Below are 16,652 nucleotides of genomic sequence, written 5' to 3'. Positions count from 1 at the left end.
TTCGATCGGACAGGGAGAGGTCGATGAGCATGTTCCGCGCAGCAGCCGTCCAGATGCGGTCTGGCACAGACGTGGCCCGCAATATTGAAGCCATGGAAAAACTGGTCGCGGAAGCGGCGGTCAAAGGTGCGAAATATGTGCAGACGCCGGAAGTGACCGGGATCATGCAGCGTGACCGGCCATTGCTCGCACAGTCATTGCGCGATGAGGCCAACGATCCTGTCATGGCTGCTGCGGCGAAGCTCGCCTCGAAACACGGTATATTCCTTCATATAGGTTCGACCCTGATCAAGGGCGATGACGGAAGATCCTATAATCGCGGCGCGATCTTTGCACCGTCGGGCGAGAAGGTCTCGACCTACGATAAAATCCATATGTTCGATGTCGATCTCGACAATGGTGAGAGCTGGCGCGAATCGGATGCCTGTATTCCGGGCAAGGAAACTGTCGTTGTCGACCTGCCTTTCGCAAAGTTCGGCATGGCTGTCTGTTACGACATCCGCTTTCCGCAATTGTTCCGCGCTCAGGCTCTCGCCGGTGCCAATGTGATTACCGGTCCGGCCGCCTTCACGAAACAGACCGGAGAGGCCCACTGGCACATCTTGCAGCGTGCGCGTGCTATCGAAAATGGTGCATTCCTGATCTCTGCCGCACAGGGCGGTCTGCATGAGGACGGGCGCGAAACCTACGGTCATTCGATCATCGTCTCACCATGGGGCAAGATTCTCGCCGAAGCCGATCACGACGAGCCGGGCATCATCCTGGCTGATATCGACGTGGCGGAAAGTGCTGCTGCACGCGGCAAGATACCGAACCTGAAGAATGCGCGGGAGTTCGATGTCCGGACTTTTTCCGCGAAGCAGAAAGAGGACGCGTAAATTCCATGATCCGCTTTTCGCTTCATTGCGATCAGGGCCATGAATTCGAGGGCTGGTTTCGCGACAATGCTGATTTCGACCGTCAGTCGGAAATGCAGCTTGTCGCTTGCCCCGTGTGCAATTCGCAAGTCGTTCAGAAGTCGCTGATGGCGCCGGCGGTCTCGACAAGCCGTGGCAAGGAAAAGATTGCCATGGCGCTGGGCGATACGCAAAAGCAGATATTGGACGAAATGCGGGAATTGAGCCGCAAGGTTCGCGAGAATGCGGATTATGTCGGCGACAAATTTGCCGAGGAAGCCCGGAAGATCCATTTCGGCGAGACCGAAACACGTGGTATCTACGGCGAAGCGTCGCGCGAGGATGTGCATTCGCTGCTCGAAGACGGTGTCGACGTTCTGCCGTTGCCGGTATTTCCAGAAGACAAGAACTGATTGCCGTACAGGAGACAAGGCGCATGAAACTGACGGATTCTGCGCCTTTTTTGCTGATCGCAACCGGCACCTTGCTGGGCCTCATCCTGCCACTCGGCAAGATCGCTGCGCAGGCTGGTATTCCGCCTGCCATCTGGACCTTTTTGTTCTCGGCGAGTGCCGGAATCATTCTGTTCGCCGTTCTTCTTCTGCAGGGAAAGAAGATCGGCTTTTCAGGCGGAAGACTGCGTTACTATATCTGTACCGCGCTTATCTCCTATGCCGTGCCCAATCTCCTCATTCTTTCCGCCATTCCGCGCCTCGGCGCGGGGTTTACCGGCATCATGTACACGCTGTCGCCGGTCATCACGCTCGTTCTGTCTATGGGGTTCGGGTTGCGGCGTCCCAATGCGCTGGGGATCGGCGGTATCGCTGCCGGGTTTATCGGTGCAGTGATGGTGGCAATGACGCGCGGCGAAGTGGGAAAACCTGCTGATCCATTGTGGATCGCCGCGGCATTGCTCATTCCGGTGTTTCTCGCCATCGGCAATGTCTATCGCACGCTCGACTGGCCGAAGAACTCCGATCCGACCGAACTTGCTGCCGGAAGCCACCTCGCATCGGCGCTGATGCTTTCTGCGGGGATACTCATATTCACCGGTCAGTTTCCGATCGAGACACTTGCATTCGCCCCATGGGCTGCATTGGCCCAGTCGATTGCATCGGCGGGCATGTTTGCCCTGTTCTTCCGGCTACAGGCGGTTGGCGGGCCGGTCTATCTCAGCCAGATCGGTTATGTCGCAGCGGCGCTGGGGCTTATTTCTGGGACGTTATTTCTCGGCGAACATTATCCACCGCTGACCTGGATCGGCGCGCTGGTCATCTGCGCAGGCGTTGTCATGACAACACGCGCGCAAAGAGGTTGACCGTTTCGATCGGATTGAATCAGATCGGCGTTCTAACTGTCTATTTTACGCACATCCCGAAAACCGTTTCACACTTTTCAGGATGTGCTTTGATCAGGCAGGCCGTTCGGCAAGCACCATATAGTTCACATCGGTGTCGCGGGAGCGGCTCCAGCTGTCGGCCAGCGGATTATAGGTCACACCAAGCTTGTCGATGAGGCGCAGGCCGCCTTTCGCAAGTGCAGCTTCCAGTTCTTCCGGGCGAACCAGTTTTTCATACTGATGCGTGCCGCGCGGCAGCCAGCGCAGGACATATTCCGCGCCGATGATCGCCAGACCATAGGCTTTCAGCGTGCGATTGATCGTGGCGACGAACATCAGCCCGTCGGGCTTTACCATTTCGCTGGTGGCGGACATGAACAGGTCGACGTCTGAAACATGCTCGACCACTTCCATATTCAAAACCACGTCGAATTTCTCGCCAGCTTCAGCCAGCGCTTCTGCGGTCGTGGCGCGGTAGTCGACCTCGACGCCGCTTTGCGCAGCATGGATTTTCGCTACTTCGATATTTGTGGTGGAAGCATCCGCCCCGATGACGGTCGCGCCGAGGCGCGCCATCGGCTCGCAGAGAAGCCCGCCGCCGCAGCCGATATCGAGCAGGCGCAGGCCCTCGAAGGGGCGTGGCGCATTGGGATCACGGTTGAATTTGGCGCAGATCTTTTCCTTGATATAGGCAAGCCGCGTCGGATTGAACTTGTGCAAGGGACGGAACTTGCCCTGAGGATTCCACCATTCCGCGGCGATGCGCGAAAAATGCTCGATTTCCGAAGCGTCGATAGTGGTGCGGGCGGTCTCGGTCATTTCATTCTCCAGCGGCGGAAGCGTACAGTTCTGCTCTCAAGGTAGTACTCCAAAGTCAAGGAACAAATCAATTTCGCTCTCAAGCGGCCCGATACGAATCGCGGCCTTGCGGAAGCGCGGCATTTTAGCTATGTGACCCCGGGTTTGCCTGTCGCAACAATATAAGGTTTGGGCGGGTGAGAGTGTAATTTTTCTAAACAGCGGGACGTAACCTTAAATGGCGCGCATCGTGATGAAATTCGGCGGCACTTCGGTAGCTGATCTGGAACGCATCTATAATGTGGCGCGCCACGTCAAACGCGAGGTCGAGGCAGGCAATCAGGTTGCTGTTGTCGTTTCGGCCATGTCCGGCAAGACCAACGAGCTGGTCGGCTGGGTGCAGAACATGCCGAAAGTATGCGGCGCAAGCTCGCCTTTCTATGATGCCCGCGAGTATGACACCATCGTCGCTTCCGGCGAGCAGGTGACGAGCGGCCTTCTGGCGATTGCGCTTCAATCCATAGGCGTTGATGCGCGTTCGTGGCAGGGCTGGCAGATTCCGATCAAGACCGACAACGCCCATGGCGCGGCCCGTATTCAGGACATCGACGGTTCGGAAATCATCCGCCGTATGGAAATGGGTCAGGTTGCCGTCGTTGCCGGGTTCCAGGGCATCGGCCCTGACAACCGTGTGGCAACGCTTGGGCGTGGCGGTTCAGACACCTCTGCTGTCGCCATCGCTGCCGGTGTGAAGGCCGATCGCTGCGATATTTATACAGATGTCGATGGCGTCTACACCACCGACCCCCGCGTAGAGCCGAAGGCGAAGCGTCTTTCGAAGATTTCCTTCGAGGAAATGCTGGAAATGGCATCGCTTGGTGCCAAGGTTCTGCAGGTGCGCTCGGTCGAACTTGCCATGGTGCACAAGGTGCGCACTTTCGTGCGCTCGAGCTTTACGGACCCAGATGCGCCGGGCATGGGTGATCCGATCAACCCGCCCGGAACCCTTATTTGCGACGAGGATGAAATCGTGGAACAGCAGGTCGTCACAGGTATCGCCTTTGCGAAGGATGAAGCTCAGATTTCGCTGCGGCGCGTGGCCGACCGGCCGGGCGTTTCGGCAGCCATTTTCGGGCCGCTCGCCGAAGAGCACATCAATGTCGACATGATCGTGCAGAACGTGTCGGAAGACGGCTCCAAGACCGACATGACCTTCACCATTCCGACGGGTGATGTCGATAAGGCGCTGAAGGTGCTGGACAAGGTCAAGGGCGAGATCGGCTTCGACAATATCCAGTCTGAAACCGGCCTTGCCAAGATTTCGGTGATCGGCATCGGTATGCGCAGCCATGCAGGCGTTGCCGCCACAGCCTTCAAGGCACTGGCCGAAAAGGGCATCAATATCCGCGCCATCACAACGTCTGAAATCAAGATTTCGATCCTGATTGACGGCCCTTATGCGGAACTGGCCGTGCGTACGCTGCACGCGGTCTATGGCCTCGACAAGTAAGCAGCCAGCTCAGATTCCATTTTGAAACATAATTGTATGCAGGGCCGCGCAGCCGAAAGGGTGCGCGGCCCTGCAACATTTTGCGAGCAGCGACTATTTGTTCTGGACGCGGGTGTCAAAAATGCTCACAAAGGGATTGGCGTAACGCTTCGCGGGCGGGTATTGGGAATCGGCTGGCGGAACGCACGTCAGCAATTTTGAAGGAGCCCCCGACGATCATGCGTGAGCTGACAACCGGTCCCCGCGTACTGCTAAAGCGGTTGCGCGAATTGATGGCAGAGCCGCTGGAACCGCAGGCGCGCCTCGACCGGATCGTTCGTGAAATCGCCCAGAATATGGTCGCGGAAGTCTGCTCCTTCTATATATTGCGCGCTGACGGCGTCCTTGAGCTTTACGCTACCGAAGGTCTCAATCCGCAGGCAGTCCACCTTGCCCAGCTTCGCCTCGGTCAGGGTCTGGTCGGCACGATTGCCGCAAGCGCCCGTCCCCTCAATCTGACCGATGCGCAAAGCCATCCGGCTTTCGCCTATCTGCCGGAAACGGGCGAAGAAGCCTATAATTCCTTCCTCGGCGTTCCCGTTCTACGCGCTGGCCGCACTTTGGGCGTTCTTGTCGTCCAGAACAAGACCAAGCGGGCATATCGGGAAGACGAGGTCGAAGCACTTGAAACCACCGCTATGGTCCTTGCCGAAATCATCGCGACCGGCGACGGTCTGCGTCTGGCCCGTCCGGGCATAGAGCTTGATCTCGGTCGCCCGATGAGTGTGACAGGACAGGCTTTCAACGACGGTATCGGCCTTGGCCATGTGGTGCTGCATGAGCCGCGCATCGTCGTCACCAATCTTTTCAACGAGGATAGCCAAGCCGAGCTGAACCGGCTGGATGAAGCGCTTGGCAGCCTGCGCATATCCATCGACGACATGCTTTCGCGCCGCGATGTGGCGGTGGAGGGCGAGCATCGCGAAGTGCTCGAAGCCTATCGCATGTTTGCGCATGATCGCGGCTGGGTGCGGCGTCTGGAAGAAGCCATTCACAACGGTCTGACTGCCGAGGCGGCAGTCGAAAAGGTGCAGAGCGACACGCGTGCGCGCATGGTGCATCTGACCGACCCCTATATGCGCGAGCGCCTGTCGGATTTTGACGATCTCGCGAACCGTTTGCTGCGCCAGCTCATGGGACGCGACATTAAGACCATCGCCGAATCGCTGGTCAAGGATGCCATCATTGTCGCGCGTTCCATGGGGGCTGCCGAACTTCTGGATTATCCTCGCGAGCGCTTGCGCGGTGTTGTTCTGGAAGACGGCGCCGCCACGAGCCACGTCGTGATTGTCGCCCGTGCAATGGGTATCCCGGTGGTCGGCCAGGCCAAGGGCATTGTATCCATGGCCGAAAACAACGATGCGGCAATCGTCGACGGCGATGAAGGCATCATGCATCTGCGCCCGCAGTCCGATCTGGAAACGGCTTATGCCGAAAAGGTTCGGTTCCGGGCGCGGCGTCAGGCCCATTATCGGGAATTGCGGGACAAGCCATCCGTCACGAAGGACGGCGTCGATATCTCGCTTCTGATGAATGCCGGGCTTCTCGTCGATCTGCCGCAATTGTCGGCTTCGGGTGCGGCGGGGATCGGTCTGTTTCGCACCGAACTTCAGTTTATGGTGGCCTCGACATTCCCGCGTGCCGAACAGCAGGAACGTCTTTATCGCTCGGTCATCGAGGCGGCAGGCGACAAGCCGGTGACTTTCCGGACGCTTGATATCGGTGGAGACAAGGTTCTCCCTTACTTCAGTTCGACCGTGCAGGAAGAAAATCCGGCGCTCGGCTGGCGCGCGATCCGCCTGACGCTCGACCGTCCGGGATTGTTGCGCACGCAGTTGCGAGCACTTTTGAAGGCGGCGGGCGGACGCGAGTTGAAAGTCCTGCTGCCGATGATCACGGAAGTCAGCGAAGTGAAGGCCGCACGCGAGATCATCGATCGTGAAGTCCGTCATCTGTCGCGGTTCGCTCATCAGTTGCCCATGGGGCTGAAACTGGGAGCGATGATCGAGGTACCGTCGCTGCTGTGGCAGCTTGAGGAGCTGATGTCGCTTGTCGATTTCATCTCCGTCGGTTCAAACGATCTGTTCCAGTTCCTGATGGCGACGGATCGCGGCAACTCGCTGATGTCGGGTCGCTTCGATCAGCTTTCGCCTGCATTTCTGCGGGCGTTGCGCTTCATCGTGGAAACCGGCAATCGCCACGGTAAATCGGTTACCCTGTGCGGTGAAATGGCCAGCAGGCCGCTTCCAGCCATGGCGCTGGTCGGCATCGGTTTTAGGTCGATCTCCATGTCGGCGGCGGCAATCGGCCCGGTCAAGGCCATGCTTGATGCGCTGGACGCAAGCAAGCTTACAGCCTTGCTGGCGGAAGAGCTGGATAAGCCGAACAGCGCGCATTCGCTGCGCGAAATGCTGATGAGATTTGCGGAAGACAACGATATTCCGTTATAGCGAAGCAGATCTAGAGCATTTCCAGCAAAGGTGCGAAGCGGTTTTGCGTCGGATAATGCGACAAAACAAATAGTTGGAGCATTTCCAACGGTTCAAAAAAAATAGGAAATGCTCTAACTGACTGAACGGTCGCGGTGCAGGATTGCGCGGCGTCCCGTTTTGCATTCTTGCACGCCGCTGATAATTTTTAGGACATGACATGATCGCATTGCCGCAGGACCGGATGGACCAGCTTTTGAAGCGGTTCTCAATGATCGAAAGCCAGATGGCCAACAATCCGGATTCGGAAACCTATGTGAAGCTCGCATCGGAATATTCCGAGCTGCAGGAGGTGGTTGGCAAGATTCGCGAACTGACCGACGCCCGCAAGGAAGCTGTCGATCTGGCGGCCATGCGTGACGATGCCTCCACGGATGCAGAGATGCGTGCACTGGCGCTGGAAGAGCTGCCGGGCGTGGAAAAGCGGATTGAAGGACTGGAGCAGGAAGTCCAGATTCTGTTACTGCCGAAGGACGCTGCCGACGAGAAGAACGCCATTCTCGAAATTCGTGCCGGTACGGGCGGTCTGGAGGCAGCACTGTTCGCCGGTGACCTGTTCCGCATGTATGAGCGCTATGCTGCCGAAAAAGGCTGGCGGGTCGAGCTGGTTTCGGCCAGCGAGGGCGATGCCGGTGGTTACAAGGAAATCATCGCCACCGTTTCCGGCAAGGGTGTGTTCTCCAAGCTCAAGTTCGAATCGGGCGTGCACCGTGTGCAGCGTGTGCCTGAAACGGAAGCTGGCGGGCGTATTCATACCTCGGCTGCAACCGTTGCGGTTTTGCCTGAAGCCGAGGATATCGATATCGAAATCCGCAACGAAGATATTCGCATCGATACGATGCGGGCGTCCGGTGCAGGTGGCCAGCACGTGAACACGACCGACTCCGCGGTTCGCATTACGCACATCCCGACCGGTATCATGGTCGTTCAGGCTGAAAAATCCCAGCACCAGAACCGCGCACGCGCGATGCAGATTCTCCGTGCACGCCTTTACGATATGGAGCGCCAGAAGGCAGAAACTGAACGTTCTGAATCACGTCGCAGCCAGGTCGGTTCGGGCGATCGCTCCGAGCGTATCCGCACCTATAATTTCCCGCAGGGACGCGTCACCGATCATCGCATCAATCTGACGCTCTACAAGCTCGACCGGGTTATGGAAGGTGATCTGGACGAACTGGTCGATGCGCTGATTTCCGATCACCAGACCGCACTTCTGACGGAACTGGGGCATTAGAGCGCGTTTCGATCTGATTCAAGCAGATTGGCCAGATCGGCGCTCTAGTTATTTGTTTTGAACCGCGCATCTTCTCCGAAAACCGTTTCACACTTTTCGGGATGCGCTCTAAGGGTGAGCGAAATGCGTCTCGACCGCCTGATGGCTGATGCACGGACGAGGCTTCGTGCGGCAGAACTGGATACGCCAGACCTCGATGCACGGCTTCTGGTCGAATGGGCAACCGGCAAGACGCGGCTCGATCTGATATCCGCACCTGAGCAATTGGTTGATTCTGCGGTAATCGAGACGCTTTCCGATGCGCTGGACCGCCGTGAAAAGGGCGAGCCGGTTCACCGGATCATGGGTGTTCGCGAGTTCTTCGGTCTGCCTTTCCGGCTCTCCGCTGCTACGCTTGAACCGCGTCCCGATACGGAAGTGCTGGTGGAGCTGGTCATTCCGGCGCTGGAAGCGCTTGCGGTGCAGAAAAACACGCTTGAACTCCTCGATATGGGAACGGGAACGGGCGCGATCATCATCTCGCTTCTGCATCGCTTCGAGCGCGCACACGGCATTGGTCTCGACATGGCTGAAGGCGCACTTGCAATGGCGCGAATCAATGCTGTCGCCAATGGTGTGGGTGACCGGTTCGCAGCGCTCAAAAGCGACTGGTTTGAAAATGTGAGCGGGCGATTTCATCTTATCGTCTCAAACCCGCCCTATATTCCGCATGAAGACATTGCGGGACTGTCGCGCGAAGTGCGCGAACATGACCCTTTGGCTGCGCTCGATGGCGGGTCTGATGGACTGAATTTCTACAGAGCCCTTGCACAGAAGGCAGCAGATCACCTATATAAACAAGGAATGGTTGCCGTAGAGATCGGCGCCGGACAATTCCAGGATGTTGAAGCGCTGTTCGAAAGCGCAGGTTTTTCCCTCGCAGGACATGCGAGTGACCTTGGCGGCCACAGAAGGGCCATGCTTTTCGCGTACAAATCAAATACGTAATTTTGATGCGGCGAACCGCTAAAAAACACTTGGAATTTGCGGCGAAGCCGTTTAGTTTCCGGCCACCGTATACAGCCAGAATGGTTTTGCCCGCTGATGGGCGGTGGCGGAAATGCTCCATGACGATTTTTGGTCATGCTCCCCGAAGGTTCTTTGGGGATGGCTTGTGCGGAAGTACACGACTTTCAAGCATAATCTCGAAGAGCGGAGCTTTTCGGAATGGTTATGCATTAATGCAACCGCGGAGTTTCGGTGACCCATAGAGGTACCTAACTCAGGAGCAGTCGATTTGTGGGAAGTTTTTAGGGCGTACTTCCTCCATGGCTCGATAGCGTGAAACCGGCAGCTTTTTGGCTGTGGAGTTTCTACGCCCTTTAATCTGAAAAGAGATGAATATGAGGCCAGCACAGCAGAACAGGCGCATGCGCGGACGGGGGAATAACAATAATAACAACAACAACCGCAAGGGCCCCAATCCTCTGTCGCGCAATTACGAAAGCAATGGCCCGGATGTGAAGATCCGCGGCAATGCGCAACATATTGCAGAAAAATACTCGGCACTTGCGCGGGACGCACAGGCATCTGGCGATCGCGTGATGGCAGAAAATTATCTTCAGCACGCTGAACATTACAACCGCATCATCATGGCGGCCATGGCGCAGAATCCGGTGCCGTTCCAGCGCGAGGAAACTTTCGACGATGACGGTGCGGATGATGAGGAAGCAGGTTTCACGCCTGTCGCAGCACAGCCACAGCCCGTCAACGGTTCCGGCCCGCAGCCGGTTATCGAGGGCACGCCTGCCGAGGTCGTTTATGGCGAAGATGGTGGCGAGCCGGTAAAGTCCGGTGAAGGTCGCCAGCAGCCGCGCGAGCGCGACAACCGCGATCGTCGTCTGGGTCGTGGTCGCCGTCCGCAGCGTGAGCGCTTCAACGCTGACGAGCGTTCTGACGAACAGCCGCAGGAAAAACAGGCTCAGCCGGTGGCTGAAGAGGCTCCGGCTGCAGCCGTGGTCGAGCAGGCAGCACCAGTGGCCGCCGAGGCCGCTCCTGTTGCCGATGCATCTTCTGCGGATGAGGCCGCGCCGCGTCGCGCCACGCGCCGTCCTGGTCGTCCGCGCCGCGCCGCCAAGGATAGCGGTGATGAGACGCCGGTAACGGAATCTGCGGATTCCGACGCCTGATCGTCCCTGTGTATCAAGTTAAAAATGGCGCGGTTTCCGCGCATTTTTATTTGGTTCTTCAAGTGTCTGTAACCCTTGCCGAAACCCGGCCATCGTCCCATATGCTGTCTTGGAAAGAAGTCCGCCCAGTGTGGGGGCTTCGTCACCATACATCTTCTGGTGCCGCTTGATGGGCCGGAAGGCAAAGGAGACATCATGAATATCGAAAAATATACGGAACGCGTCCGGGGCTTTATCCAGTCTGCACAGACTTTCGCGCTGTCGTCCGGCAACCAGCAATTCACACCCGAACATGTGTTGAAGGTTCTCGTCGATGATGACGAAGGACTTGCCTCGTCCCTGATCGAACGCGCGGGCGGGCGCATTGCCGATGTGCGTATCGGCTTGCAGAATGCGCTCGAAAAGCTGCCCAAAGTGTCGGGTGGCAACGATCAGCTTTATTTATCGCAGCCGCTTGCCAAGGTCTTCTCGCTTGCCGAGGAGCTTGCCAGCAAGGCCGGTGACAGCTTCGTCACCGTCGAGCGCCTTCTGATGGCGCTGGCGATGGAAAAATCCGCAAAGACGTCTGAAATTCTTTCCGCTGCCGGTGTGACCCCGACGGCGCTCAACAAGGTCATAAACGATATGCGCAAAGGCCGCACCGCCGATTCGGCGTCCGCTGAAAGCAATTATGATGCGTTGAAGAAATATGCCCGCGATCTGACCGAGGATGCGCGCGCAGGCAAGCTTGATCCGGTGATCGGTCGCGACGAGGAAATCCGCCGCACGATTCAGGTTCTGTCGCGCCGCACCAAGAACAATCCGGTTCTGATCGGCGAGCCGGGCGTCGGCAAGACCGCAATCGCGGAAGGTCTGGCGCTTCGCATCGTGAATGGCGATGTGCCCGAATCCTTGAAGGACAAGCGGTTGATGGCGCTCGATATGGGCGCGCTGATTGCCGGTGCCAAATATCGCGGTGAGTTCGAAGAGCGTCTGAAAGCAGTACTTTCGGAAGTGCAGACGGCTGCCGGCCAGATCATTCTCTTCATCGATGAAATGCACACGCTTGTCGGTGCAGGCAAGTCTGATGGCGCGATGGATGCATCGAACCTTTTGAAGCCTGCTCTTGCACGCGGTGAATTGCACTGCGTTGGCGCGACGACGCTGGAAGAATACCGCAAATATGTCGAGAAGGACGCAGCGCTTGCCCGTCGTTTTCAGCCGGTATTCGTTGATGAACCGACCGTCGAGGACACGATTTCGATCCTGCGTGGCCTGAAGGAAAAATACGAGCAGCATCACAAGGTGCGTGTTTCGGATTCGGCTCTGGTTGCTGCGGCAACCTTGTCGAACCGTTATATCACCGACCGTTTCCTGCCCGATAAGGCCATTGATCTCGTCGATGAGGCGGCATCGCGCCTGCGCATGCAGGTTGATTCCAAGCCAGAAGAGCTGGATGAAATCGACCGTCGCATCATGCAGCTGAAGATCGAGCGCGAAGCGCTGAAGGTTGAAACCGATGCTGCTTCCAAGGATCGTTTCCAGCGCCTCGAAAAGGAGCTGACTGATCTGGAAGAAGAATCGGCGGAACTGACGTCGAAATGGCAGTCTGAAAAGCAGAAGCTCGGACTTGCTGCTGATCTCAAGCGCCAGCTTGAAGAGGCACGTAATGCTCTCGCCATTGCACAGCGAAGCGGTGAATTCCAGAAAGCGGGCGAACTGGCCTATGGCAAGATTCCGCAGCTGGAGAAGCAACTTGTCGAAGCCGAAAGCCATGAAAACAAGGGCTCTCTGCTTGAAGAGACGGTTACGCCCGACCACGTGGCACAGATCATCTCACGCTGGACCGGTATTCCGGTTGACCGGATGCTGGAAGGCGAGCGTGAGAAGCTGTTGCGCATGGAAGACGAACTTGCGAAGCGGGTCATCGGGCAGGGCGAAGCTGTCCAGGCCATCTCGAAGGCGGTTCGCCGTGCGCGCGCCGGGCTTCAGGACCCTAACCGGCCTATCGGCTCGTTCATCTTCCTCGGCCCAACTGGTGTCGGCAAGACGGAGCTGACCAAGGCGCTCGCCGCGTTCCTCTTCCAGGACGACACGGCCATGGTTCGTATCGACATGTCGGAATTCATGGAAAAGCATTCCGTGAGCCGGTTGATCGGCGCGCCTCCCGGCTATGTCGGCTATGAAGAAGGCGGCGTTCTGACGGAAGCCGTTCGGCGCAGACCCTATCAGGTGATCCTGTTCGACGAGATCGAAAAGGCACATCCGGATGTGTTCAACGTGCTGTTGCAGGTGCTGGACGACGGACGCCTGACCGACGGACAGGGTCGCACGGTCGATTTCCGCAATACGGTCATCATCATGACCTCGAACCTCGGTGCCGAATATCTCGTCAATCTTGGCGAGAAGGACGATGTCGAGTCGGTTCGTGAGGAAGTAATGGGCGTGGTGCGGGCTGCCTTCCGTCCGGAATTTCTGAACCGTGTCGATGAAATCATCCTGTTCCACCGGCTGCGCCGTGAAGACATGGGTGCGATTGTCGATATTCAGATGCAGCGTCTCCAGATGCTTCTGACCGATCGCAAGATCGTGCTGCAGCTGGAAGACGATGCACGCGAATGGCTGGCCAACAAGGGCTATGACCCGGCTTATGGCGCGCGTCCATTGAAGCGCGTCATTCAGAAAGAAGTTCAGGATCCGCTCGCCGAGCGCATCCTACTGGGCGACATTCTGGATGGTTCCATCGTCAAGATTACCGCCGGTTCGGACAGGCTCAATTTCCATCCGATTCGCGGTGCGCTTGAGGATGAAGGCCAGAAGATCGACGAGAGCGCCTGAACGTTCAAGAGTTGAGATCATTGGGCGCCGCAACCGGATAGGTTGCGGCGCCATTTTCATATTTGGCCTGACAAGTTTTCCAGCTTTCCTTCGATGTTGGCCATTTTCATGTCCAGTTCATCTGGCATCTGCTTTATCAGCTAATCGGTTGTTAACCATATTCGCGGCATCCATGGTCTCTCGATCACCCAGGGCATTCTTCATGGCGCATTACACACGCATGCTTCGTTTCGCTTTGTTTGCTTCCGTCGCGGTAACTGCCGTCAACGGTACTGCGCGCGCGGAGGAGGGCAGTTCTGCAGTGGCTACCGAACGCCCGGTACAGCTTGCACAGCTTTATGATCCGGGTGAAGAAATCTATCATGATCGCCGGGTACGGGTCTTTATCGACCAGTATGGCCGCCGCGTTACCATGGATCGTCGCGGGCGTATTCTCAGTGTCGAGGACGCCAATAATTATGACCCGAACGCTTATGACCGTCGGGTTCGCCGCGCACCGCAGCCAGACGACAACTGGACACTCGATGGTCCAGTCGACGGTGGCGCTCCCTATGACGGTTTCGGCAACGTGCCCGAAGATCCGAACTATTACCCGGACGCTCCGGCGGCACCGCAATATGGCGGCAACCGTGATGGACAGGTGCAACGGTCGGAACTGCCTCCGGCAGGCGATCAATATCCTGATAATACAAACACCAATTCAGCCAGTGCCAATCCCGGTTATGATGGCCAGCAGGATTATGGCCAGCCGGGTTATGAACAACCAAGGGGTGTTCCCAATCCGAGTGACATGGCTCCGGCAATCGAAATGCCGAAAGGGCAGGGTGCAAAGGAAAAGATCGCAGCCTATCAGATTCTGCTCGACCGCGCCGGTGCATCGCCCGGCGTCATCGACGGTCGTTCGGGCAGCAATGTCGACAAGGCGGCTGCCGCCTATGGCGAGCTGACCGGAAAGTCGATCAATCCGACAGACGAAGCGGCGGTCAATGCGGAACTTGAAGCCACAGGTGGCCCAGCCTTCACCGAATACACCATCACCAACGAAGACGTGGGACGGCAATACGTTGCTTCTATCCCGGAAGATTATGCCCACAAGGCGCAGCTTCCGGCGATGGCGTATACCTCGGTCACCGAAATGCTCGGTGAAAAGTTTCATATAGACGAAGCCTATCTGAAAGAGATCAATCCTGGGGTGAACTTCAACCAGCCGGGCTCGATCGTAAAGATTCCGAACCTCGGCAAACCTGTCAGGACCAAGGTTGCCCGCATCATCGCCGACAAAGGACGCAAGCAGGTTCGCGGTTACGATGAATCGGGCAAGCTGGTCGTTGCCTATCCCTCGACCATTGGCTCGTCGGACAATCCGTCACCTTCCGGCGTTGTTCAGGTCGAGCGTATCGCGATCAACCCGAACTACACCTACAATCCGAAGATCAACTTCAAGCAGGGCAATAATGATAAGGTGCTGACCATTCCGCCTGGGCCAAACGGGCCGGTGGGAACAGTCTGGATCGCGCTTTCCAAGCCGACCTACGGCATTCACGGTACGCCCGAGCCATCGAGAATCGGCAAGACGTCAAGCCATGGCTGTGTGCGATTGACCAATTGGGATGCGGAAGAGCTGGCAAAGCTGGTGAAAGCTGGCGTAACGGTCGAGTTTACCGAGTAAGCATTCCAGTGAATTCAAAGAGAAAGGCCGGGGCGTATCTCCGGCCTTTCTCTTTATCAGCTCTTCGTCGATCCGTTCGAGGCAAGCTTGGTGCCGTTGTCATCACTGTTCAACAGAGTGTCGATGCGATCCCGTTCCTGCTTGAAGGCTTCGAGCTCCTTGCCCGAAAGCGCCTTGTTATCCGGTAGACGAATGCGCAGCGGATCGACCTTGGTGCCGTTCACGATCATTTCGTAGTGAAGGTGAGGACCGGTCGAAAGACCCGTCGACCCCACATAGCCGATCACTTGTCCCTGCCGCACACGCGCACCGGCGGTAACGCCGCGGGCGATGGCGTTCTGGTGGCTATAACTGCTCACATAACCATTGGCATGACGAATCAGGGTCTGGTTGCCATAGCCATTGGTCCAGCCTGCCTTTTCCACCACGCCATTACCGGAGGCGATGATCGGCGTGCCGCGCGGTGCGGCCCAGTCCACGCCGGTATGCATGCGGCTATAGCCAAGGATCGGGTGGCGGCGCATGCCGAACGGTGAGCGGAAGACACCATTGGGAACCGGATTGCGGAGCAGGAACTGTTTCGCGCTCTTGCCGTCGCCGTTGAAGTAGTCGACGCTACCGTCCGGAGCCTGATAGCGATAGAATTTGCGGGTCGTGCCGCCGAAATTGGACGAAACATAAAGAAGCTGCGAATCGGCTTCCGGTTTGTCGGGATCGTCCGGCAGCGAGAAGAATGCGTCGATCTGGTCACTCGGTGCAAGCCGTGACTGCAGGTCAACATCGCTTGCGAGCATCTTGACGAGCTGTTCGCGCATCGTCTCCGACATGCCATAGGCGAGCGCGGCCCGGCTGATCCCGTCATAGACACTGGGTAGATTACCCCGAATGGCCGTAGGCAGGGCATTGCCATCGAAAGCCGTCTGCAGAAGCGGGGTCTGTTCCGGTTCGTCGGACGGAATATATTGTCCCCTGTCGTTGAGGGCGACCGTCACCAGATGCGTGGTGCGATTATAGATGCTGGCGCGCACGATGCGGTCCGTGCCATCCTGTGTCTCGGTGCCGACACGCAAAACGCTGCCTTCCTTGAGGCGCGGCGAGTTCATCAGCTTGGCAAGCGAGTGGGCCATGTTCTCGGCATCGTCGCCGGTATAACCGGCGTCCTCAAGCGCCTGCTTGATATCGGCTGTCTGGCGGAAAGGAATCAGTTCTTCCGAAAAGCCTTCGCCAACCGTCTCGTCATCGCCGCGCTGTGCGACACTGACATTCTCCTGTGTAATCTTCACGCCAAGCGCGGGACCAAGCGCGAAAGGCGAGTCCGTGCCGCCGAAACGAGCGGGATCGACATAGTGGAGCGATGCAACCTGCACGTCGCCGTCGGTCAGAAGACCACCGGTATCCCGCACAACCTTCTCGACCTCATCCACTGTCAGGTCGCTGGATGCATCGAATGTCGTACTGTTCATCGGAAAATCGACAACACGCAGACTGACTTCGCTTTCGACCTTGGCGCCGTAAATCTGACCGGCATCGGCAGGCTGCGGTGCCGCAGGTCCTTCCGAAAACACGGTCAGGGCGTTGAAAGCAGGATATTTGCGGCTGGTCGGGTGATCGACGGCGAGAGCCATGCGGACAAATTCGAATGGTCGCGTGCGAATAACTTCGCGTTCACCCACTTTCTGCATCGTCGAAAGAT

12 protein-coding genes (1 of these 12 cut by a window edge) are annotated in these 16,652 nt (G+C 57.5%); 10 read left to right on the top strand and 2 right to left on the bottom strand.

Features of this window, described 5'->3' with window-relative positions; translation table 11 throughout:
• Nucleotides 1–23: 23 nt before the first annotated feature.
• From LJ361_RS21490 to LJ361_RS21480, 3 genes are read left to right on the top strand one after another with little or no spacing between them, the layout of a single operon-like run.
• Nucleotides 24–878 carry a carbon-nitrogen hydrolase family protein gene (locus tag LJ361_RS21490; RefSeq protein ID WP_010657498.1) on the top strand — a complete coding sequence of 285 codons (855 nt, stop codon included), beginning with the start codon at nucleotides 24–26 and terminating at the stop codon, nucleotides 876–878.
• Between the two features lie 5 nt (nucleotides 879–883).
• Nucleotides 884–1,309, top strand: coding sequence for a DUF1178 family protein (locus tag LJ361_RS21485; RefSeq protein ID WP_010657497.1), 426 nt, complete (start codon nucleotides 884–886; stop codon nucleotides 1,307–1,309).
• 23 nt (nucleotides 1,310–1,332) lie between these two features.
• Nucleotides 1,333–2,214 (top strand): DMT family transporter, encoded by an 882-nt coding sequence (locus LJ361_RS21480; RefSeq protein WP_010657496.1) that lies wholly within the window; start codon nucleotides 1,333–1,335, stop codon nucleotides 2,212–2,214.
• Nucleotides 2,215–2,307: 93 nt separating this feature from the next.
• Here the strand turns inward: LJ361_RS21480 and ubiG are convergent, their stop codons facing one another.
• Nucleotides 2,308–3,054: a bifunctional 2-polyprenyl-6-hydroxyphenol methylase/3-demethylubiquinol 3-O-methyltransferase UbiG gene (gene ubiG, locus LJ361_RS21475; protein WP_010657495.1), complete on the bottom strand. Its 747-nt coding sequence runs from the start codon at nucleotides 3,052–3,054 to the stop codon at nucleotides 2,308–2,310.
• Nucleotides 3,055–3,271: 217 nt separating this feature from the next.
• On the opposite strand from ubiG, the gene LJ361_RS21470 reads away from it, so the two are divergent.
• From LJ361_RS21470 to LJ361_RS21440, 7 genes are all read left to right on the top strand, one after another.
• Nucleotides 3,272–4,543: an aspartate kinase gene (locus LJ361_RS21470; RefSeq protein WP_010657494.1), complete on the top strand. Its 1,272-nt coding sequence runs from the start codon at nucleotides 3,272–3,274 to the stop codon at nucleotides 4,541–4,543.
• A 218-nt stretch (nucleotides 4,544–4,761) separates the two neighbouring features.
• On the top strand, nucleotides 4,762–7,032 hold the full coding sequence (gene ptsP, locus LJ361_RS21465; protein ID WP_010657493.1) for a phosphoenolpyruvate--protein phosphotransferase: 2,271 nt from the start codon (nucleotides 4,762–4,764) through the stop codon (nucleotides 7,030–7,032).
• A gap of 199 nt (nucleotides 7,033–7,231) precedes the next feature.
• The gene (gene prfA / locus LJ361_RS21460) at nucleotides 7,232–8,305 is read left to right on the top strand and encodes a peptide chain release factor 1 (protein WP_010657492.1); all 1,074 of its coding nucleotides are present in this window, start codon (nucleotides 7,232–7,234) and stop codon (nucleotides 8,303–8,305) included.
• A gap of 123 nt (nucleotides 8,306–8,428) precedes the next feature.
• Entirely contained in the window at nucleotides 8,429–9,292 is an 864-nt protein-coding gene (gene prmC / locus LJ361_RS21455) for a peptide chain release factor N(5)-glutamine methyltransferase (protein ID WP_036563219.1), read from the top strand.
• Nucleotides 9,293–9,687: 395 nt separating this feature from the next.
• Nucleotides 9,688–10,473, top strand: a complete 786-nt coding sequence (locus LJ361_RS21450; protein ID WP_029375796.1) for a DUF4167 domain-containing protein — start codon at nucleotides 9,688–9,690, stop codon at nucleotides 10,471–10,473.
• Nucleotides 10,474–10,668: 195 nt separating this feature from the next.
• Nucleotides 10,669–13,290 carry an ATP-dependent chaperone ClpB gene (gene clpB / locus LJ361_RS21445; protein ID WP_010657489.1) on the top strand — a complete coding sequence of 874 codons (2,622 nt, stop codon included), beginning with the start codon at nucleotides 10,669–10,671 and terminating at the stop codon, nucleotides 13,288–13,290.
• Nucleotides 13,291–13,492: 202 nt separating this feature from the next.
• Entirely contained in the window at nucleotides 13,493–14,959 is a 1,467-nt protein-coding gene (locus LJ361_RS21440; RefSeq protein WP_029375795.1) for a L,D-transpeptidase, read from the top strand.
• Between the two features lie 56 nt (nucleotides 14,960–15,015).
• Here the strand turns inward: LJ361_RS21440 and LJ361_RS21435 are convergent, their stop codons facing one another.
• On the bottom strand, nucleotides 15,016–16,652 hold the 3' portion of the coding sequence (locus tag LJ361_RS21435) for a M23 family metallopeptidase (RefSeq protein ID WP_264812277.1). The gene runs 319 nt beyond the window's last position; the window shows 1,637 of its 1,956 coding nt (coding positions 320–1,956); its start codon lies off the right edge, out of view; the stop codon is at nucleotides 15,016–15,018.

The organism is Brucella sp. JSBI001 (genome assembly GCF_026014005.1).
Lineage (GTDB): Bacteria > Pseudomonadota > Alphaproteobacteria > Rhizobiales > Rhizobiaceae > Brucella > Brucella anthropi.
This window is presented reverse-complemented; position numbering and strand designations above follow the sequence as displayed.

What these genes read in the sequence shown, in the direction of transcription:
- prmC (WP_036563219.1), top strand. Translation starts at nt 8,429, where the DNA reads ATGCGTCTCGACCGCCTGATGGCTGATGCACGGACGAGGCTTCGTGCG.
- LJ361_RS21470 (WP_010657494.1), top strand. Translation starts at nt 3,272, where the DNA reads ATGGCGCGCATCGTGATGAAATTCGGCGGCACTTCGGTAGCTGATCTG.
- clpB (WP_010657489.1), top strand. Translation starts at nt 10,669, where the DNA reads ATGAATATCGAAAAATATACGGAACGCGTCCGGGGCTTTATCCAGTCT.
- LJ361_RS21440 (WP_029375795.1), top strand. Translation starts at nt 13,493, where the DNA reads ATGGCGCATTACACACGCATGCTTCGTTTCGCTTTGTTTGCTTCCGTC.
- LJ361_RS21490 (WP_010657498.1), top strand. Translation starts at nt 24, where the DNA reads ATGAGCATGTTCCGCGCAGCAGCCGTCCAGATGCGGTCTGGCACAGAC.
- ptsP (WP_010657493.1), top strand. Translation starts at nt 4,762, where the DNA reads ATGCGTGAGCTGACAACCGGTCCCCGCGTACTGCTAAAGCGGTTGCGC.
- LJ361_RS21450 (WP_029375796.1), top strand. Translation starts at nt 9,688, where the DNA reads ATGAGGCCAGCACAGCAGAACAGGCGCATGCGCGGACGGGGGAATAAC.
- LJ361_RS21485 (WP_010657497.1), top strand. Translation starts at nt 884, where the DNA reads ATGATCCGCTTTTCGCTTCATTGCGATCAGGGCCATGAATTCGAGGGC.
- LJ361_RS21480 (WP_010657496.1), top strand. Translation starts at nt 1,333, where the DNA reads ATGAAACTGACGGATTCTGCGCCTTTTTTGCTGATCGCAACCGGCACC.
- ubiG (WP_010657495.1), bottom strand. Translation starts at nt 3,054, where the DNA reads ATGACCGAGACCGCCCGCACCACTATCGACGCTTCGGAAATCGAGCAT.
- prfA (WP_010657492.1), top strand. Translation starts at nt 7,232, where the DNA reads ATGATCGCATTGCCGCAGGACCGGATGGACCAGCTTTTGAAGCGGTTC.